The 18,379-nt window shown below is 44.9% G+C and carries 17 protein-coding genes; all 17 read left to right on the forward strand.

The window, feature by feature from the left end:
* Positions 1–28 precede the first annotated feature (28 nt).
* Positions 29–1,120 (forward strand): BMP family lipoprotein, encoded by a 1,092-nt coding sequence (locus NLX67_RS06550; RefSeq protein ID WP_254310768.1) that lies wholly within the window; start codon positions 29–31, stop codon positions 1,118–1,120.
* A gap of 155 nt (positions 1,121–1,275) precedes the next feature.
* Positions 1,276–2,802 carry an ABC transporter ATP-binding protein gene (locus NLX67_RS06555; RefSeq protein WP_046179226.1) on the forward strand — a complete coding sequence of 509 codons (1,527 nt, stop codon included), beginning with the start codon at positions 1,276–1,278 and terminating at the stop codon, positions 2,800–2,802.
* Positions 2,795–3,844, forward strand: a complete 1,050-nt coding sequence (locus NLX67_RS06560; protein ID WP_046179227.1) for an ABC transporter permease — start codon at positions 2,795–2,797, stop codon at positions 3,842–3,844. Before NLX67_RS06555 ends, NLX67_RS06560 begins: the two co-directional genes overlap by 8 nt.
* Complete coding sequence (locus tag NLX67_RS06565) at positions 3,845–4,804, forward strand: ABC transporter permease (RefSeq protein WP_046179228.1); 960 nt, start codon at positions 3,845–3,847, stop codon at positions 4,802–4,804.
* A 112-nt stretch (positions 4,805–4,916) separates the two neighbouring features.
* Positions 4,917–6,194: an EF-P 5-aminopentanol modification-associated protein YfmF gene (gene yfmF / locus NLX67_RS06570; protein WP_254310769.1), complete on the forward strand. Its 1,278-nt coding sequence runs from the start codon at positions 4,917–4,919 to the stop codon at positions 6,192–6,194.
* Positions 6,194–7,489 carry an EF-P 5-aminopentanol modification-associated protein YfmH gene (gene yfmH, locus NLX67_RS06575; protein WP_254310770.1) on the forward strand — a complete coding sequence of 432 codons (1,296 nt, stop codon included), beginning with the start codon at positions 6,194–6,196 and terminating at the stop codon, positions 7,487–7,489. Before yfmF ends, yfmH begins: the two co-directional genes overlap by 1 nt.
* The gene (gene ymfI, locus NLX67_RS06580) at positions 7,490–8,212 is read left to right on the forward strand and encodes an elongation factor P 5-aminopentanone reductase (RefSeq protein ID WP_254310771.1); all 723 of its coding nucleotides are present in this window, start codon (positions 7,490–7,492) and stop codon (positions 8,210–8,212) included. It abuts the gene before it with no gap.
* Between the two features lie 58 nt (positions 8,213–8,270).
* On the forward strand, positions 8,271–8,516 hold the full coding sequence (locus tag NLX67_RS06585) for a DUF3243 domain-containing protein (protein ID WP_046179232.1): 246 nt from the start codon (positions 8,271–8,273) through the stop codon (positions 8,514–8,516).
* Between the two features lie 139 nt (positions 8,517–8,655).
* Positions 8,656–9,447, forward strand: a complete 792-nt coding sequence (locus NLX67_RS06590) for a DUF3388 domain-containing protein (protein WP_046179247.1) — start codon at positions 8,656–8,658, stop codon at positions 9,445–9,447.
* An 18-nt stretch (positions 9,448–9,465) separates the two neighbouring features.
* Positions 9,466–10,347, forward strand: coding sequence for a helix-turn-helix domain-containing protein (locus tag NLX67_RS23005; protein ID WP_046179248.1), 882 nt, complete (start codon positions 9,466–9,468; stop codon positions 10,345–10,347).
* Between the two features lie 24 nt (positions 10,348–10,371).
* Positions 10,372–10,950 carry a CDP-diacylglycerol--glycerol-3-phosphate 3-phosphatidyltransferase gene (gene pgsA, locus NLX67_RS06600; RefSeq protein WP_046179249.1) on the forward strand — a complete coding sequence of 193 codons (579 nt, stop codon included), beginning with the start codon at positions 10,372–10,374 and terminating at the stop codon, positions 10,948–10,950.
* A gap of 189 nt (positions 10,951–11,139) precedes the next feature.
* Complete coding sequence (locus NLX67_RS06605; protein ID WP_046179250.1) at positions 11,140–12,375, forward strand: competence/damage-inducible protein A; 1,236 nt, start codon at positions 11,140–11,142, stop codon at positions 12,373–12,375.
* Between the two features lie 78 nt (positions 12,376–12,453).
* Complete coding sequence (locus NLX67_RS06610) at positions 12,454–13,746, forward strand: O-acetylhomoserine aminocarboxypropyltransferase/cysteine synthase family protein (protein WP_254310772.1); 1,293 nt, start codon at positions 12,454–12,456, stop codon at positions 13,744–13,746.
* 309 nt (positions 13,747–14,055) lie between these two features.
* Positions 14,056–15,105: a recombinase RecA gene (gene recA / locus NLX67_RS06615; protein WP_046179252.1), complete on the forward strand. Its 1,050-nt coding sequence runs from the start codon at positions 14,056–14,058 to the stop codon at positions 15,103–15,105.
* A 242-nt stretch (positions 15,106–15,347) separates the two neighbouring features.
* Entirely contained in the window at positions 15,348–16,907 is a 1,560-nt protein-coding gene (gene rny / locus NLX67_RS06620; RefSeq protein ID WP_046179253.1) for a ribonuclease Y, read from the forward strand.
* 237 nt (positions 16,908–17,144) lie between these two features.
* A complete protein-coding gene (locus tag NLX67_RS06625) occupies positions 17,145–17,945 on the forward strand; it encodes a TIGR00282 family metallophosphoesterase (protein WP_254310773.1) in 801 nt (266 codons plus the stop codon).
* Between the two features lie 67 nt (positions 17,946–18,012).
* Positions 18,013–18,273, forward strand: a complete 261-nt coding sequence (locus NLX67_RS06630) for a stage V sporulation protein S (RefSeq protein WP_046179255.1) — start codon at positions 18,013–18,015, stop codon at positions 18,271–18,273.
* Positions 18,274–18,379 lie beyond the last annotated feature (106 nt).

Raw genomic sequence — 18,379 nt, forward strand, 5'->3', positions numbered from 1 at the left:
TTAAACTATTTTTAGGGGGCGTAAATAAATGGAAAAACGTAAATTTGGTTTTGCGATGTCCATGGTTCTGGCAGCAGGCACAATTTTAGGTGCTTGTGGCGGCGGTGCAGAGGAAGAAGCAACTGACAATGGCGGCGGCAGCGGCGAAGAAACGGACAAGTTCACCGTTGCAATGGTAACAGATGTCGGCGGTGTTGACGATAAGTCATTCAACCAATCTGCCTGGGAAGGACTGCAGGCGTTCGGTGAAGAAAATGGGCTCAAAAAAGGAACAGACGGCTACGACTACATTCAATCAAAAAGTGATGCCGATTATAAAACAAACTTAAACACAGCGGTACGAAACGAATTTGATTTAACATATGGAATTGGATACAAGCTAAAACCGGCCATTGAAGAAGTGGCAAAACAACGGACAGAAAGCCAGTTTGCAATCGTCGATGACGTCGTTGAAGGGCTTGATAATGTAACAAGCATTACGTTTAAAGAACATGAAGGCTCATTCCTTGTTGGTGTGGTAGCAGGTCTTCAAACAAAATCAAACAAAATCGGCTTTATCGGCGGGATTGAAAGTGACTTGATCAACAAATTCGCGGGCGGTTTTGAAGCAGGTGTTAAAGCCGTTAATCCAGATGCGGATGTAACAATTGAGTTTGCAGGTGCGTTCGATAAAGCGGACAAAGGCCAGCAAATGGCATCAGCTATGTACTCTTCTGGCATTGATATTATTTATCATGCAGCTGGCGGCACAGGAAATGGTGTATTTGCAGAAGCGAAAAGCTTAAAAGAAACAGCTCCGGAAAAAGAAGTATGGGTTATCGGTGTTGACCGTGACCAGTCAGAAGAAGGAAAAGTAACAGTAAACGGCGAAGAAATGAACGTAACGTTAACATCAATGGTTAAACGTGTTGACCTTGCTGTACAAGATGTTGCGACAAAAGCGATGAACGGCGAATTCCCTGGCGGCGAAGTAATTGAGTATGGTCTTGAAGCGGAAGGTGTCAGCATTGCACCAACACAAGATAATTTGTCAGAAGAATCAATTGCAGCAGTTGAAGAATGGACCACAAAAATTAAAAATGGTGAAGTGGAAGTGCCGACTGTACCAGGCAAAAATTAATTAATATAATAGGATGCCGGTTTGCAGGCCGGCATCTGTTTTTAAAAATGACGGGAGTGCAGGGAAACTGTACTGCCTTGATTTTTAAAATTTTTTTGTTTATAAGGTCAGACATCCTACAGGAGCATAAACACTTTTATAAAGGAGTGAGAAACGTGGACTATGTAATTGAAATGCTGGGCATTCGGAAAGAATTTAACGGATTTGTTGCAAATGATGACATTACGCTGCAACTCGCCAAAGGAGAAATTCATGCCCTTCTCGGTGAAAATGGAGCCGGAAAATCAACATTAATGAACGTCCTTTTTGGTCTTTACCAGCCGGAAGCAGGCGAAATCCGAGTCAATGGACAAAACGTGCTTATTACGAACCCGAACAAAGCAAACGATTTAGGCATTGGGATGGTGCATCAGCACTTTATGCTCGTTGATACGTTTACGGTGACGGAAAATATCGTTCTTGGCAATGAACCGAAAAAATTCGGCACTGTGAATATGAAGCAGGCTGAGCAAAAAGTACGTGAGCTTTCGGAGCAATACGGGCTTGCTGTTGATCCTACGGCGAAAATTGCTGATATTTCCGTGGGTATGCAGCAACGTGTCGAAATTTTAAAAACGTTGTACCGCGGGGCCGAAATTCTTATTTTTGATGAACCGACTGCTGTTTTAACACCGCAGGAAATAAAAGAATTAATTCAAATAATGCGCGCGCTTATTAAAGAAGGGAAATCGATTATTTTAATTACGCATAAATTAAAAGAAATTATGGAAGTGTGCGATCGCGTTACCGTTATTCGCAAAGGAAAAGGAATTGGCACGGTGAATGTGTCAGAAACGAACCCGAATCATTTAGCAAGCTTAATGGTCGGCCGCGATGTCACATTTACAACGGAAAAAGCAGATGCTGTTCCGGAACAAAATGTACTAGAAATACGTGGTCTTTCTGTGAATGATTCCCGCGGTGTTCAAGCGGTACGCGATCTTGACCTTAATGTGCGTGCAGGAGAAATTGTCGGTATTTGCGGTGTCGACGGCAATGGACAGACGGAGCTTATTGAAGCGATTACAGGACTCAGAAAAGTTTCGAGTGGAGCCGTTACGCTGAACGGGAAAAACATTACGTCTTATAAGCCGCGGAAAGTGGCAGAATCCGGTGTGGCTCATATTCCGCAGGATCGTCATAAACATGGATTGGTTTTGGACTACCCTATTGGCGTAAATATGGTCCTTCAGACGTATTATCAAAAACCGTTCTCCAAAGCGGGCATTATGAATTACAAAGAAGTGTACAAAAAAGCGAACACACTTATTGAAGAGTTCGATGTGCGAACACCATCTGAAACGACGCTGGCCCGGGCTCTTTCAGGTGGGAACCAGCAAAAAGCGATTATCGGACGTGAAGTAGATCGTGATCCTGATTTATTAATTGCTGCGCAGCCGACTCGTGGACTGGACGTCGGAGCGATTGAGTTTATTCATCGCCGTCTTATTGAGCAGCGTGATAAAGGCAAGGCAGTGTTGCTTCTCTCATTTGAATTGGATGAAATTATGAATGTATCGGACCGAATTGCCGTTATTTATGAAGGGCAGATCGTGGCCGTTGTCGATCCGAAAGAAACGACTGAACAAGAACTCGGCCTGCTTATGGCAGGATCAAAGAAAGGAGCGGGTGAACGTGTCTAAAAAATGGACTGTATTGGCCGTTCCCGTTATTTCCGTTCTGCTCGGCTTATTAGCCGGAGCAATTATTATGATTGCGAGCGGAAACAATCCGGCTGCAGGCTATATGGCGCTCTGGAACGGTGCGTTCGGTGATTCATTTTATACTGGGGAAACCCTGCGGCAAATGACGCCGTACATTTTTGCAGGTCTTGCTGTCGCGTTTGCATTCCGGACGGGCCTGTTTAATATTGGGGTGGAAGGACAGCTTCTTGTCGGCTGGCTTGCTTCCGTATGGGTCGGTGTTGCGTTTGTTGACCTCCCAAAAGTCATTCATCTGCCATTGGCTATTTCGGCAGGTGCCTTAGCAGGAGCACTATGGGGATTCATTCCCGGCTTCTTAAAGGCGCGCCTTCGTGTTCATGAAGTAATTGTGACCATCATGATGAACTATACAGCACTTCATGTGACGAATCATTTTATCCGGAATGTCATCAGTGACGGATCGGATGCGACAGACGTTGTCAATGAAACAGCTAGTCTCCGGTCGCCATTTCTTGAAAATATAACGGACTTTTCTTCTCTTCATAACGGCATTTATTTAGCAGTCATTGCGGCCATTATTATGTGGTTTATGCTTGAAAAAACGACGCTCGGCTACGAACTTCGCGCGGTTGGATATAATCAGCATGCGTCAGAGTATGCGGGAATGAACGTCAATCGGAACATTATTTTATCGATGGTCATTTCCGGCGCATTCGCAGGAATCGGCGGGTCGATGCAGGGGCTTGGCACATTCGGCAACATGTTTATCAATTCCGGCTTCTCCGGCATCGGTTTTGACGGAATCGCGGTGGCGCTTCTTGGCGGGAATACAGCTATTGGAGTCGTCCTTGCAGCTTTGCTGTTCGGTGCGTTAAAAGTCGGCTCGCTAAATATGCCAATTGAATCCGGTGTACCGAATGAACTTGTTGAAATTGTCATCGCGCTTATTATTTTCTTTGTGGCATCAAGCTATATGATTACTTGGCTTCTTAGCCGCTTCAAAAAGAAGGAGGCGAAATAAATGGATACGTTAACGATTATTGCGTTGATCGTTTCTTCGTCCTTATTTGCAGCCACACCGCTTATTTTCACAGCGCTGGGCGGCGTGTTTTCTGAAAAGTCCGGTGTTGTCAATATCGGTTTGGAAGGATTGATGATCATTGGCGCGTTCACAGCGATCGTATTTAACTTAACATTCGATACGACATTTGGAAGTGCAACGCCTTGGGTTGCCCTTCTTGCTGCGATGCTTGCCGGCGGTTTATTATCTCTTCTGCATGGTGTTGCATCCATCGCGTTTCGTGCAGATCAAGTTGTCAGCGGGGTGGCGATTAACTTTTTAGCACTCGGTTTGTCGCTTTTCCTCGTCAAATTAATTTATGATAAAGGTCAGACCGACATGATTGACAGCCGTTTTATTAAAAAAGATATTCCGATCTTGAGCGATATTCCGGTTATCGGTGATATTTTCTTCAGCGGTATCGCGACTCCGACCATTTGGGCATTTATTATCGCCTTTGTTTCATGGTTCGTTTTATACAAAACGCCATTTGGACTGCGGCTTCGTTCTGTCGGAGAGCACCCGATGGCAGCAGATACGATGGGTGTCAACGTAGCAAAAACCCGCTACATTGCCGTCTTTATTTCCGGCTTGCTTGGCGGTCTTGGCGGCGCGGTTTATGCGCAGTCCATCTCTCTTGATTTCAGCCATGCCACGATTACCGGCCAGGGATTTATGGCGCTGGCTGCGATGATTTTCGGTAAATGGCATCCGCTTGGCGCCATGGGTGCGGCCATTTTCTTCGGATTTGCGCAAAGCCTCAGCATCGTCGGTTCAAGCATTCCGTTTTTGGACAGCATCCCAGCTGTTTACTTGCTTATTGCGCCTTACGTACTGACGATTTTAGCTCTTGCCGGCTTTATCGGCCGTGCCGATGCACCGAAAGCATCAGGCACACCATACATTAAAGGCAACAGATAAAGAATCCCGCTGAGAGCGGGATTCTTTTTCTTTTTCATTTTGTGAATGGTCCTGTATAGTGAAGATATACTAGAAAGAGATGTGCAACAGCTGGATTTAGAGGAGGAATTCGATGGAAGCGACACATGAACAGACGTTCAATGCATCAGGATACAGCATCCACGTCATTGAAACAGAAAAATACAAAACAAATACGATTATGATCAAAATGAGGGCGCCGCTCCAAAAAGAAACGGTGACGATGCGGGCGCTCTTGCCACACGTTTTGCAGTCGGGAACAGAACATGCACCATCAGCTGCCGCTTTTCGCACTGCGCTGGATGAACTGTACGGAGCGCTTTTCTTTGCGGATTCGGCAAAAAAAGGCAATGAGCATGTGCTCACGTTTACGATGGAAACAGCCAATGAACATTATTTGCATGGGGAAAATGATTTATTTGACCGGGCACTTGCTCTTTTAGCGGACGTTTTGTTCCGGCCAAATTTAAAAGAAGGTCTTTTTCCAGAAAAAACGGTGCAGCAGGAAAAAAGAAGCCTTCAGCAGCGGATTCGGTCTATTTACGACGATAAAACACGTTATGCATCGCTTAAGCTTGTTGAAGAAATGTATAAAGAAGATCCGTATGCCCTGCCTGCGGGTGGTCTTTTAGAAAAAGTGGAGCCAATTGATTCGTCTTCTTTATATGCGTATTACCAAAAAGCGCTTGCAGAAGATGTGATTGATATTTTTGTTATCGGCGATGTAAACGCACAGGAAGCGGTTAAGAAAATTAACGAGCACCTGCCGTTTTCAGACAGATCGGCCGTCACGACGCAAACAGAAACGGGAGCAGGCTCAAAAGAAGTGCAGGTCATTCGTGAAACGCAGGATATTAATCAAGGCAAGTTAAACATTGGCTGCCGTACAACGATTACGTATAATGATCCGCAATTTGTCGCCATGCAGGTAAGCAATGGAATTTTAGGGGCTTTCGCCCATTCGAAATTATTTATGAATGTGCGTGAAAAAGAAAGCCTAGCGTATTATGCTGCCAGCCGCTTAGACAGTCATAAGGGCTTTGTCATGATGCTTGCCGGCATTGATCAAAAAAATTATGATAAAACGGTTCAAATTATGAATGAGCAGCTTGATGAAATGAAAAAAGGCAATATTTCAGACCTTGAGATGAACCAAACAAAAGCGCTCTTAAAAAATCAGCTGCAGGAATCGGCGGATACAGCGCGGGGAATGGTCGAAGTGCTTTATCATAACATTGCATCGGATACGAATCGCCCAATCGAACAGTGGCTGAAAGACATTGACGCCGTGACGAAAGAACAAGCAGCCGCGGCGGCACAAACTATTTCTGTTGATACGGTGTACTTTTTGTCGGGTAAGGAGGAAATCTAATGGAAAAAACTGTTTTTGATCAAATGAATGAAACGGTTTATCATGAACAGCTTGATAACGGGCTAAACGTCTATATTTTGCCGAAAAAAGGCTTTAACAAAACGTACGTCACGTTTACAACGAACTACGGATCCATTGATAATGAGTTTATTCCGAATGGGGAATCAGACTTTATTCACGTGCCGGATGGTATCGCTCATTTTCTTGAACATAAAATGTTTGAAAAAGAAGATGGTGATGTGTTTCAAAAATTCAGCAGCCAAGGTGCATCTGCCAATGCGTTTACATCTTTTACACGGACAGCTTATTTATTTTCAGCAACATCCAATATAAAAGAAAATACGGAAACGCTGCTTGATTTCGTGCAGGCTCCTTATTTTACCGAGCAGACAGTTGAAAAAGAAAAAGGGATTATCGGACAGGAAATTCGGATGTATGATGATAACCCGGACTGGCGTGTTTACTTTGGATTAATCGAAAATTTATATAAGCATCATCCTGTAAAAATTGATATCGCCGGTACCGTCGAATCGATTGCTGAAATTACGAAAGATCACCTGTACACATGCTATAACACGTTTTATCATCCCGTGAATATGACGCTGTTTATCGTCGGTCCGACCGACCCGGATGGGATGATGCAGCTTGTTAAGGAAAACCAGTCGAAAAAGTCATTTCCGGAACCTGTTCCGGTTGAACGGCGCTTTCCGGAAGAGCCGGAAAAAGCAGCGCTGGAGCATCATGAGATCCGCATGAGTGTCAACACGCCAAAATGTGAAGTTGGCTTTAAAATGCCATCATCGGACCGCTCAGGAAGGGATAAGCTGCGTGAAGAACTAGCGGCTGGTCTCTTGCTTGAAATGTTATTTGGAAAAACAGCCAAATTTTACGAGGAAGCGTATAACTCCGGATTGATCGACGATACATTTGGCTTTGACTACACAGGTGAGCGCGGCTTTGGTTTTGCCCTTGTGGGTGGAGATACTGACAATCCCGAGCAATTAGCGCAACGCATTCAAACACAGCTTCTCGATGCGAAAGAAGGCGGTCATTTAACAAAAGAAGCGTTCGAACGCGCACGCAAGAAAAAAATCGGTACAACGCTGCGGGCGTTTAACTCACCTGAATTTATCGCCAATCAGTTTACCCGCTATCAATTTAACGGTTTAAATTTGTTTGAAATAGTTCCTGTTCTTGAAAAGATGGCGCTTGAAGATGTGGCGGCCTTTGCGAAAGAAATGATCGATGAAAATCGTTTTTCCTCTTGTTTTGTTTTGCCGAAAGAAACGGCTTAAATGAAAAAGAAGGCGTTAATTACTGGAGCATCAGGCGGCATCGGCCGCGTCATTGCGCTAAAAATGGCGTCATCAGGCTGGGATATTATTCTCCACTACAGCCGGAATGAAGAAGCAGCGTGTGAGACAGCGGAAGCAATTCGACGTGCAGGCCAAGAAGTAACGCTCGTTCAAGCTGATTTAACGGATCGGGAAGAAGTACAGCGAATTATCGATGCATCCAAATCAGCAACAGCGCTTATTTTTTCCGCTGGAATGAATCAATATGGCATGCTGCAAGACGTGTCTGACGAGGAAATGGAGGCGCTCTGGCTCGTTCATGTGAAAGCACCGATGATTTTATCGAGGGAACTGATACCGGCTTTGTTAACGAAGCAGCGCACCTCCATTACGTTTATTTCTTCCATTTGGGGAGAAACCGGCGCTTCCTGTGAGTCCGTTTATTCAGCTGTTAAAGGCGCGCAAATTGCCTTTGCCAAAGCGCTTGCCAAAGAGCTGGGTCCGTCCGGTATTCGTGTAAATACAATTGCACCAGGCGCGGTCGACACACCCATGAATAAGGGGTTTTCTGAAGAAGAACAGAAAGAGATTGCCGCAGATATCCCGCTGGGCCGCTTTGCTTTGCCGGATGAAATTGCGGCTGCTGCTTTGTTTTTAACATCAAATGAAGCAGGATATATTACCGGGCATACACTGTCGGTAAATGGTGGATGGTACGCATAATTTCACGTGTTGAGTACACACTAAAGAGGATTCTTACTTGAAAAGGAGGATGCCTCATATGTCTGTACTCGACAACTGGCAAGATTGGAAACGGTTTTTAGGGAACAAAATGGATAACGCGGCACATCGCGGGATGCCAGAAGAAGCGGTCAATAAGCTGGCGTTTGAAATCGGCGATTATCTGCATGCCAATGTGGATCCGAAGAACGAACAAGAACGAGTGCTGTCAGATTTGTGGTCTGTTGCAAGCGAATCTGAACAAAAAGCACTGGCGTCATGCATGATGAAGCTCGTTCAAAAATAATGTAAGTATGGACCCTTCCCGGCCGTTTGATGCTGGGAAGGGTTTTCTTTTCACTTCTGCTTTTAAAAATACATAATATCCTTTATTATAGTAAAAGGATCAATGACTGAACGAGGGCATGCCGTAATGGAGGAATATGATGGTGAAAAGAGAATACTACCTTGAATACAAAATTAAAAAAAACCGCCCTGGTCTGCTCGGTGATATTTCATCCTTGCTTGGTATGCTGTCGATCAATATTGTGACAATTAACGGTGTAGACGATAAAAGCCGCGGCTTATTGATGCGAGCGGAAAGCGAAGATCAAATTAAGCGTCTTGAATCGATTTTACACACAATGGACACCATTGAAGTCGTAAAGCTGCGCGAACCAAAACTGCGCGATAAAATGGCTGTGCGGCATGGCCGCTATATTGAGCGGGACGCGGATGACCGGAAAACATTTCGCTTTGTACGAAGTGAGCTTGGACTTCTTGTTGATTTTATGGCAGAATTGTACAAAATGGATGGACACCGATTAATCGGCATTCGCGGCATGCCAAGAGTCGGCAAAACCGAATCGATCGTTGCTGCAAGTGTATGTGCGAATAAAAAATGGCTGTTCATGTCGTCGACAATGATTAAACAGACAGTTCGTGAACAATTATTGCGCGATGAATACAGTCCGAAAAATATTTTTATTTTGGATGGTGTTATTTCTGCTAATCGTGCTGGTGAAAAGCATTGGCAGCTTATTCGTGAAGTAATGCAGCTTCCGGCGGTAAAAGTCGTGGAACACCCAGACGTATTTGCAGAAAACAGCCACTATTCAATTGATGATTTCGACTATATCATTGAGCTCCGCAACGAACCGGATGAAGAGATTACGTATGAGGCGGTCGAAAAAAACAACATGTTTCAGGACTCGGAGTTCGGTGGGTTTAACTTTTAATATTGGAAGGTGTTATGGGTGACAGAATTAGGGAGAAAATTAAAGGAAGCGCGCGAATCAAAAGGGATGTCACTGTCTGACGTTCAGGAATCGACGAAAATTCAAAAGCGGTATCTTGAAGGCATTGAAGAAGGGGCTTATGACATTATGCCGGGCAAGTTTTATGTCCGGGCGTTTATTAAGCAATATGCAGAAGCAGTCGGGTTAAATGCAGAAGAATTATTTGAAGAGTTTAAAAGCGAAGTGCCATCCTCTAAAGAAGATGAAGTGCCGCTTCGGCCAACAGGGACCGCTGCCGCTGCTGATCAGAAGACACGTGTTGATGCGTCCAAACCCGTTCGCGAGTCTTCTAAATTGCTTGATTACTTGCCAAAGATTTTAGTAACAGCTTTTATTATCGGCGCACTCGTTTTAGTGTATGTACTTATTCCGAAAAGCGGATCTGAAAGTGATCCAGCTGTAGAAGAAGAAGTGCAAGTAGAAAAAGAACCAACAACAGAAGAACCGGCTGTAGAAGAAACACCTGCTGCTGAAGAAGAGCCTGTTGTGGAGGAAGAACCTGTACCAGCTGCACCAGTACAGACACTTTCGGCGGTTTCAACAAGCGGACGCCAGACGGTGTATGAACTTTCGGGCGCAAAAGCGTTTGAAGTGGCAGTTGCGTCAAAAGGTGAAACATGGATTGAAATTACAGACGGAAGCGGCAAAAGTTATTTCAGCGGCATGCTCGCAAACGGTCAAACCCAAACACACAACATGACTGGTCAAAAGGAAGCAAGGATTAAAGTCGGCTTTGCACCGGCTACCGTTATTACGGTGAATGGCGAAACACTTGCGTATAAGCTGCCAGCGGATGGGCAAGTGCTGCAGGATATTATTATTCGCCCGAAAGCACAATAACGGTCGTTTCTGGAGGGAATAGTTTTGAATTTACCTAATAAAATAACCATTTCACGCATTTTAATGATTCCATTCTTCATCTTAATTATGTCAGTTGATTTTGGCTGGGGAATGGTTCGCGTGTTTGGTACAGACATGCCGGTTGAACATTTAATCGGAGCGCTTCTTTTTATTGTGGCATCTACGACGGATTGGATCGACGGCTACATTGCCAGAAAGTACAACCTCGTCACAAATTTCGGCAAGTTTCTTGATCCGCTTGCTGACAAGTTGCTTGTATCGGCGGCGCTCATTATTTTAGTGGAGCTTCAATTGGCGCCGGCGTGGATTGTCATTGCGATTATTTGCCGTGAATTTGCGGTGACCGGGCTGCGTCTTATTTTAGCGGAAACCGGTGAAGTTGTAGCTGCGAATACGCTTGGGAAAATTAAAACGTGGACGCAGATTATTGCAATAGCTGTATTATTGCTGCATAATGCACCTTTTGAAAGCATGGGCATTCCGTTTGGGGATTTTATGCTTTGGATTGCATTGTTCTTTACACTTTGGTCTGGATGGGATTACTTTAAATTAAATAAAGATGTTTTTAAAAACTCGAAATAACAATAAGGCAGGCTGATTGAAAACGCTTGTCTTTCAAGACGCGCAGCCGCGCGAGGAGCGGAGTGACCGTGAGGGGTCATGAGCACCGGAGCCGGCAAGCAACGCAGAAAGCGAGCGTTTATCAACAGCCTGAGGCACCTTGGATTTCCAATGGTGCCTTTCGTCTACCAAAAGGGGAGTATACATACGATGAATGCTGAAATTATTGCTGTAGGATCAGAATTATTGCTTGGCCAAATTACGAATACCAATGCCCGCTTTTTATCGCAGCACCTAGCAGAAATTGGCGTGAATATTTATTATCATACCGTTGTCGGTGACAATGGAGAGCGGCTTGAAGATGCTGTGAAACTTGCAAAGCAGCGTGCGGATCTTATTATTTTTTCTGGGGGACTCGGACCGACTAAGGATGACTTGACGAAAGAAACAATTGCCCATTTAATTGGGACGACCCTTGAATACAACGAAGATGCGCTTCAAAGCATTGAGGCATACTTCACGAAGACAGGCCGCGTCATGACAGAAAACAATAAAAAGCAGGCACTTGTTATAAAAGATAGTATCGTTTTGACAAATGATAATGGAATGGCGCCTGGCATGTTCGCCAAAGCGGATGGAACGTATTATATGCTTTTGCCTGGTCCGCCGCGTGAAATGCAGCCAATGTTTTTAAACTATGGGCGCCCGGAAATTTTAAAAACGATGGAAAAAGTGGAGCGGATTGAATCAAGAGTATTGCGTTTCTTTGGGATCGGTGAGTCTACTCTTGAGACAGAAATTGATGATATTTTAATGAAGCAGACGAATCCCACGATTGCCCCGCTTGCAGGAGATGGAGAAGTGATTTTGCGCATTACAGCAAAACATGAATCTCCCGAAGAAGCCTATCGCTTGATTCAGCAGGCGGAGGATGAAATTTTGGAACGGGTCGGCACTTTTTTCTATGGATACGAAGAAACTACGATTGCCGCTGAACTGGCCGCAAAGCTTAAAGAAAAGCAAGTTACGATTGCGGCGGCGGAAAGCCTGACTGGCGGCTTGTTTTTAGGAGAGTTGACAGGCATTCCCGGTACAAGCGCTTTTGTAAAAGGCGGCATTGTTTGTTATACAAACGAAGTAAAAGAACAAATCTTGCAAGTGAAAAAAGAAACATTAGCCACTCACGGTGCAGTCAGCGCTGAATGTGCAAAAGAATTGGCCGAAAATGTGCGCAAGTTATGCGGATCGCAAATTGGAATCAGTTTTACAGGAGTCGCAGGTCCAGATGCGCTCGAAGGACATGAGCCGGGTACTGTATTTTTGGCGATTGCATCAAAGGGAAAGGAAACGATCATTCACCCCTTGAAAATGGCCGGAAGCCGTACGGGAATCCGGAAACGCACGGTTAAATACGGATGCCATTATTTGCTTCAAATGATTGATTGAATGTTCAGATAATAGATTGACGTTTTTTGGGAAAATCGATATACTTACGACGAACATACTAGATCAGGGGGGATTTGCGTGGCGAGAGAGCAGTGGCAGGCAGAAACGAATTTATTGCATGGCGGACAGCAGCCGGATCCGGTTACCGGTGCCAGGGCGGTGCCGATTTACGAAACGACATCGTACGTATTTAAGGATACGGACCATGCGCGGGCGCTATTCGCGCTTGAAGAAGCGGGAAATATTTATACACGTATTACGAATCCGACAGTTGACGTGTTTGAAAAACGGATCGCGCTTTTAGAAGGCGGCGCAGCAGCAGTGGCTATGTCATCGGGGATGGCTGCCATTTCATTTGCGATTATGAATGTGGCGCATGCCGGGGATGAAATTGTCGCCGCTGCTAACCTTTACGGCGGTACATATAATTTATTTGCTAACACACTTCCGAAATACGGCATTAATGTAACATTTGTTGATTCGGCTGACCCGGAAAATTTCCGGAAAGCCATTACGCCAAAAACGAAAGCAGTGTTTGCAGAGATTATCGGCAATCCTTCTTTGAGTGTATTAGACGTTGAGGCAATATCCTCTATCGCTCACGAAAGTGGCATACCACTTATTATAGATAATACGTTTGCGTCGCCATATGGTTCTCAGCCAATTAAATGGGGGGCGGACATCGTTGTTCATTCAGCGACAAAGTGGATCAGCGGTCATGGAACGGTAATCGGCGGCGTTGTTGTGGACAGCGGGACCTTTAACTGGAACACGGATAAGTTTCCAGGCTTTACGACGCCGGATGAGTCATACAACGGCCTGAAATTCGCTGATATTGAAGGGCCGGCTTTTGCGATTAAGCTTCGTGTGCAGCTTTTGCGGGACTTCGGTCCGTCGATTAGTGCAAACAGCGCGTTTTTATTGCTCCAAGGACTTGAAACGCTGCATCTTCGTATTCAGCGCCATCACGAAAACACACAGAAAATCATTGCCTTTTTGAAAGAACATCCAGGTGTTGAATGGGTCAAACATCCGTCGCTGCCGGATCATCCCTCTCATGAGCTTGCGAAAAAATATTTAAATGGCACATTTGGCTCTATTGTTGTTTTTGGCATTAAAGGCGGTCGTGATGCAGGGAAAAAAGCTATCGATTCCGTTGAACTTTGGTCACATGTGGCGAATGTCGGCGATGGTAAATCGCTTATTATCCATCCGGCATCTACTACACATCAGCAGCTAAGCGCTGATGGGCTGAAAGAGTCCGGGGTTACAGAAGAATTAATCCGTCTTTCTGTCGGTTTGGAGTCCCCAGAGGACTTAGTTGCTGATTTGGAGCAGGCGATTGAAAAGGGAAGCGGGATTTCTTCATAAATATGAGTCTGCCGGTTGTTCCGGCGGGCTTTTTTTCTATGATCCATGATATAATAAACAAGCGATCAGCCGATTGCTGCAGAAAATTCTTCTATTACTCTTCTGGTTCTTCACTAACAGTACTTTACGGAATTCCTTCCATTTTATCGTTATTTTTCTTTTTGAAAGCAGGTGAAAAAAGTCGAATAAATGTTCGTTTTTTGCTTGTAATTTATTGCTGATTACGGTATAGTTAAGTCAGGTTCCAACACAACTTGCAAAACAGCTGTTCCTAATATAGATACGTATTTTTTAAGGAGGAATTTTATAGTGAACGATCGTCAGGCTGCCTTAGATATGGCGCTTAAACAAATTGAAAAGCAATTCGGAAAAGGATCGGTAATGAAGCTAGGTGAACAACCGGAACGCCGTGTCTCTACATCACCAAGCGGGTCGCTTGCACTCGATTCAGCACTGGGAATAGGCGGCTATCCGCGTGGACGTGTAGTGGAGATTTACGGTCCTGAGAGCTCAGGAAAAACAACGGTTGCACTTCATGCCATCGCGGAAATACAGTCACAAGGCGGACAGGCGGCGTTTATCGATGCTGAGCATGCCCTTGATCCTGTCTACGCTCAAAAGCTCGGTGTGAACATTGACGAACTTCTTTTATCGCAGCCGGATACAGGCGAGCAGGCATTGGAAATTGCCGAAGCGCTTGTACGAAGCGGTGCGGTTGATATTATTGTCATTGACTCGGTTGCAGCGCTTGTGCCGAAAGCAGAAATTGAAGGCGAAATGGGTGCCTCACACGTTGGCTTGCAGGCCCGTCTTATGTCTCAGGCTCTTCGCAAGCTGTCAGGTGCGATTAACAAGTCCAACACAATCGCTATTTTTATTAACCAGATTCGTGAAAAGGTTGGAGTTATGTTCGGAAATCCCGAGATAACGCCTGGGGGCCGTGCCCTTAAGTTTTACAGCTCTGTCCGTCTTGAGGTAAGACGGGCTGAAGCGTTAAAACAAGGCAATGATATTGTCGGGAATAAAACAAAAATCAAAGTAGTGAAAAATAAAGTGGCACCACCGTTTCGTGTCGCAGAAGTCGATATTATGTATGGAGAAGGCATTTCACGTGAAGGTGAAATTATCGATCTCGGTTCAGAGGAAGATATCGTCGAAAAAAGCGGCGCCTGGTATTCATATAAAGGCGAACGACTCGGACAAGGCCGTGAAAATGCAAAACAATTTTTAAAAGAAAATCCGGAAATACGCCATGAGATCATGATGAAAATTCGTGAGCGTTACGGTTTAGATAAGGTGCCGGAAGTTCCGTCTGCAGAAGAAAACAACGGAGCAGATACACTTTTCGAAGAAAAATAACTGAAAAAAGCAGGAGACGGGCCGCCCGTTTTCCTGCTTTTTTTGTTAACCCCTTTAGAAATAAGGGGTTTCATGGAGAAAACCTTGACAATAAAATTTTACACCGATAAAATTAAAGTTGTATATTTGACATTTTTTATCTTGAAAATGGAAATGTAGCGCTGTTTGTTTCATAATTTTATGCGACAGCAGCCAACATGTGAAACACATGACAATTATTTATAGCAAGAGGAGGTGAAATGATGGAACCCATTACAATCATCTCCATTTTGCTTGGCCTTATCATTGGTGTCGTTGTTGGCTATTTTGTACGAAAATCAATTGCCGAATCAAAAATCGCGGGCGCACGCAGCGCTGCAGACCAAATTGTAGAAGATGCAAAACGGGAAGCAGAAGCGTCGAAAAAAGAAGCTCTTTTAGAGGCAAAGGATGAAATTCATAAATTGCGCACGGAAACCGAACATGATCTCCGTGAAAGACGAAATGAATTACAAAAACAAGAAAATCGCCTCCTTCAAAAAGAAGAAAACCTTGATCGAAAGGATGATTCCCTAAACAAGCGGGAAGATATGCTCGAACATAAAGAGGCAGCGTTAAACACAAAACAACAACATATTGAAGAGATGGACAGCAAAGTGGATGAGATGGTGAAAAAGCAGCAATCCGAGCTTGAGCGAATTTCTGCTCTGACACGTGACGAAGCGCGCTCCATCATTTTAGAACGGACTGAACAAGAATTATCCCACGATATTGCCATCATGGTAAAAGAGAACGAGCATCGTGCGAAGGAAGAATCCGACAAAAAAGCACGTGAAGTGTTGTCACTTGCGATTCAGCGGTTTGCAGCCGATCATGTGGCTGAAACGACTGTATCTGTCGTCACATTGCCGAACGATGAGATGAAAGGGCGCATTATCGGACGTGAAGGCCGCAACATCCGTACACTTGAAACGCTGACAGGCATCGATTTAATTATCGATGACACGCCTGAAGCCGTTATTTTGTCCGGCTTTGATCCGATCCGCCGCGAAACAGCCCGAATCGCCTTGGAGAAATTAGTGCAGGACGGACGTATTCATCCGGCGCGTATTGAAGAAATGGTTGACAAAGCGCGGCGTGAGGTAGATGAGCATATTCGTGAAATCGGTGAGCAGACAACATTTGACGTTGGTGTTCACGGTTTGCATCCAGACCTCATCAAAATTCTCGGCCGCCTAAAATACCGGACAAGCTATGGACAAAACGTGCTGAAACACTCGGTTGAAGTCGCGTATTTATCCGGTCTTTTAGCAGCCGAACTCGGTGAAGACGAAACACTTGCCCGCCGAGCAGGACTTCTGCATGACATCGGCAAAGCGGTCGACCATGAGGTGGAAGGCAGCCACGTTGAAATCGGTGTTGAGCTCGGTCAGAAGTACAAAGAGCATCCGGTTGTCATCAACAGTATTGCATCACACCATGGCGACACAGAACCAACATCGGTTATTGCCGTTTTAGTCGCTGCAGCAGATGCATTGTCTGCCGCAAGACCAGGCGCACGCAGTGAAACACTCGAAAACTACATTCGCCGCTTAGAAAAACTCGAAGAAATTTCGGAATCATATGATGGTGTCGAAAAATCATTTGCCATCCAGGCTGGTCGTGAAGTACGGATCATGGTAAAACCGGAGCAAATTGATGACCTGCAGGCACACCGCCTTGCGCGTGATATCCGCAAACGCATTGAAGGAGAACTTGATTATCCGGGTCATATTAAAGTAACCGTTATTCGTGAAACAAGAGCAGTTGAATATGCAAAATAAGTGAAAGCGGTGTGCGAAAAACGCACCGCTTTTCTTTTAGGTTAAAAAAGAATATATTTTCAATGATGGCCAGCTCCAGGCGCCATCAGCTCGAGGGCTCACAGGATGTGAGTGACAAAGGCGTTGCGGCACGATGCCGCGTTCTTAGCCTTTGCTCTAAGACAGATTGTCTTATGCTTGTCGCTGAAAGACGGGCGCCTTGCGCTTTTCTTATTGCGAAAAGAAAGAAGGAGAAAAATGGATCTATTATTTATAGGGGACGTCGTCGGATCGCCAGGCCGTGACATGGTTAGTGAGTACGTACCGAGATTAAAGAAAAAATATCGTCCGGGCATCACGATCATTAATGGGGAAAATGCTGCGGGCGGGCGCGGCATTACAGAGAAAATTTATAAAAAATTTATGCAGGATGGTGCCAATGTGGTCACACTCGGCAACCACGCATGGGATAATAGAGATATTTTTGAATTTATTGATACAGCGAAATGGCTCGTCCGTCCGGCAAACTTTCCAGCCTCGGTTCCAGGTCAGGGCATTGCATACGTACCAGCGGGAGAGTTTGAAGTAGCCGTTATTAATTTGCAGGGCCGTGTTTTTATGAACGATCTTGACTGCCCGTTTCATAAAGCAGATCAACTTGTGGAAGAAGCAAAAAAGCGGACACCGTTTATCTTCGTTGACTTTCATGCTGAGACAACGAGTGAAAAACAGGCGATGGGCTGGTTTTTAGATGGGCGGGTTACGGCGGTTGTCGGAACGCATACGCACGTGCAGACAGCGGACAACCGCGTGCTGCCAGGCAGAACTGCTTATTTAACTGACGCAGGAATGACGGGTCCATATGACGGAATTCTTGGTATGGAAAAAGAATCGATTATCCAAAAGTTTCAAAATCAGCTGCCGGCGAGATTTGAAGTGCCGAAAGAAGGACGCACGCAGTTGTCCGGATGTCTCGTTCAAACAGATCGAAAAACGGGGCTTGCAAAATCGATTCAACGCATTTTAATAAACGACGATTATCCTTTTAACGATTATTAATTCATAGCCCCTCTTCATTTGAATATATATGAAAGACGAATGGAGGCTTCAAAAGGGGGATTAGGGAATGGATGTCTTAAAAGTATCATCAAAATCAAATCCAAACTCGGTAGCCGGTGCATTGGCCGGAACGATGCGGGAAAAAGGCAGTGCTGAAATACAAGCCGTCGGGGCAGGCGCGCTGAATCAAGCGGTGAAAGCGGTCGCGATTGCAAGAGGATTTGTGGCACCCGGCGGCATTGATTTAATTTGCATACCGGCTTTTACAAGCATTATGATCGCAGGAGAAGCACGCACGGCGATGAAATTAATTATCCAGTGCCGTTAAACATTCCAGCCATTTGGCTGGAATGTTTTTTTATATAAATGTTTTTGCATTTTTCCAACAAAAGAAGTACACTAGGAACATTGTTTTAATCCGATTAAATTAGTTA

The sequence above is a fragment of the Domibacillus sp. A3M-37 genome (assembly GCF_024213455.1).
Taxonomy (GTDB): Bacteria; Bacillota; Bacilli; order Bacillales; family Domibacillaceae; genus Domibacillus; species Domibacillus tundrae.

What these genes read in the sequence shown, in the direction of transcription:
- rny (WP_046179253.1), top strand. Translation starts at nt 15,348, where the DNA reads ATGGAACCCATTACAATCATCTCCATTTTGCTTGGCCTTATCATTGGT.
- NLX67_RS06630 (WP_046179255.1), top strand. Translation starts at nt 18,013, where the DNA reads ATGGATGTCTTAAAAGTATCATCAAAATCAAATCCAAACTCGGTAGCC.
- NLX67_RS06605 (WP_046179250.1), top strand. Translation starts at nt 11,140, where the DNA reads ATGAATGCTGAAATTATTGCTGTAGGATCAGAATTATTGCTTGGCCAA.
- ymfI (WP_254310771.1), top strand. Translation starts at nt 7,490, where the DNA reads ATGAAAAAGAAGGCGTTAATTACTGGAGCATCAGGCGGCATCGGCCGC.
- NLX67_RS06625 (WP_254310773.1), top strand. Translation starts at nt 17,145, where the DNA reads ATGGATCTATTATTTATAGGGGACGTCGTCGGATCGCCAGGCCGTGAC.
- yfmH (WP_254310770.1), top strand. Translation starts at nt 6,194, where the DNA reads ATGGAAAAAACTGTTTTTGATCAAATGAATGAAACGGTTTATCATGAA.
- yfmF (WP_254310769.1), top strand. Translation starts at nt 4,917, where the DNA reads ATGGAAGCGACACATGAACAGACGTTCAATGCATCAGGATACAGCATC.
- NLX67_RS06590 (WP_046179247.1), top strand. Translation starts at nt 8,656, where the DNA reads ATGGTGAAAAGAGAATACTACCTTGAATACAAAATTAAAAAAAACCGC.
- NLX67_RS06585 (WP_046179232.1), top strand. Translation starts at nt 8,271, where the DNA reads ATGTCTGTACTCGACAACTGGCAAGATTGGAAACGGTTTTTAGGGAAC.
- NLX67_RS06550 (WP_254310768.1), top strand. Translation starts at nt 29, where the DNA reads ATGGAAAAACGTAAATTTGGTTTTGCGATGTCCATGGTTCTGGCAGCA.
- NLX67_RS06565 (WP_046179228.1), top strand. Translation starts at nt 3,845, where the DNA reads ATGGATACGTTAACGATTATTGCGTTGATCGTTTCTTCGTCCTTATTT.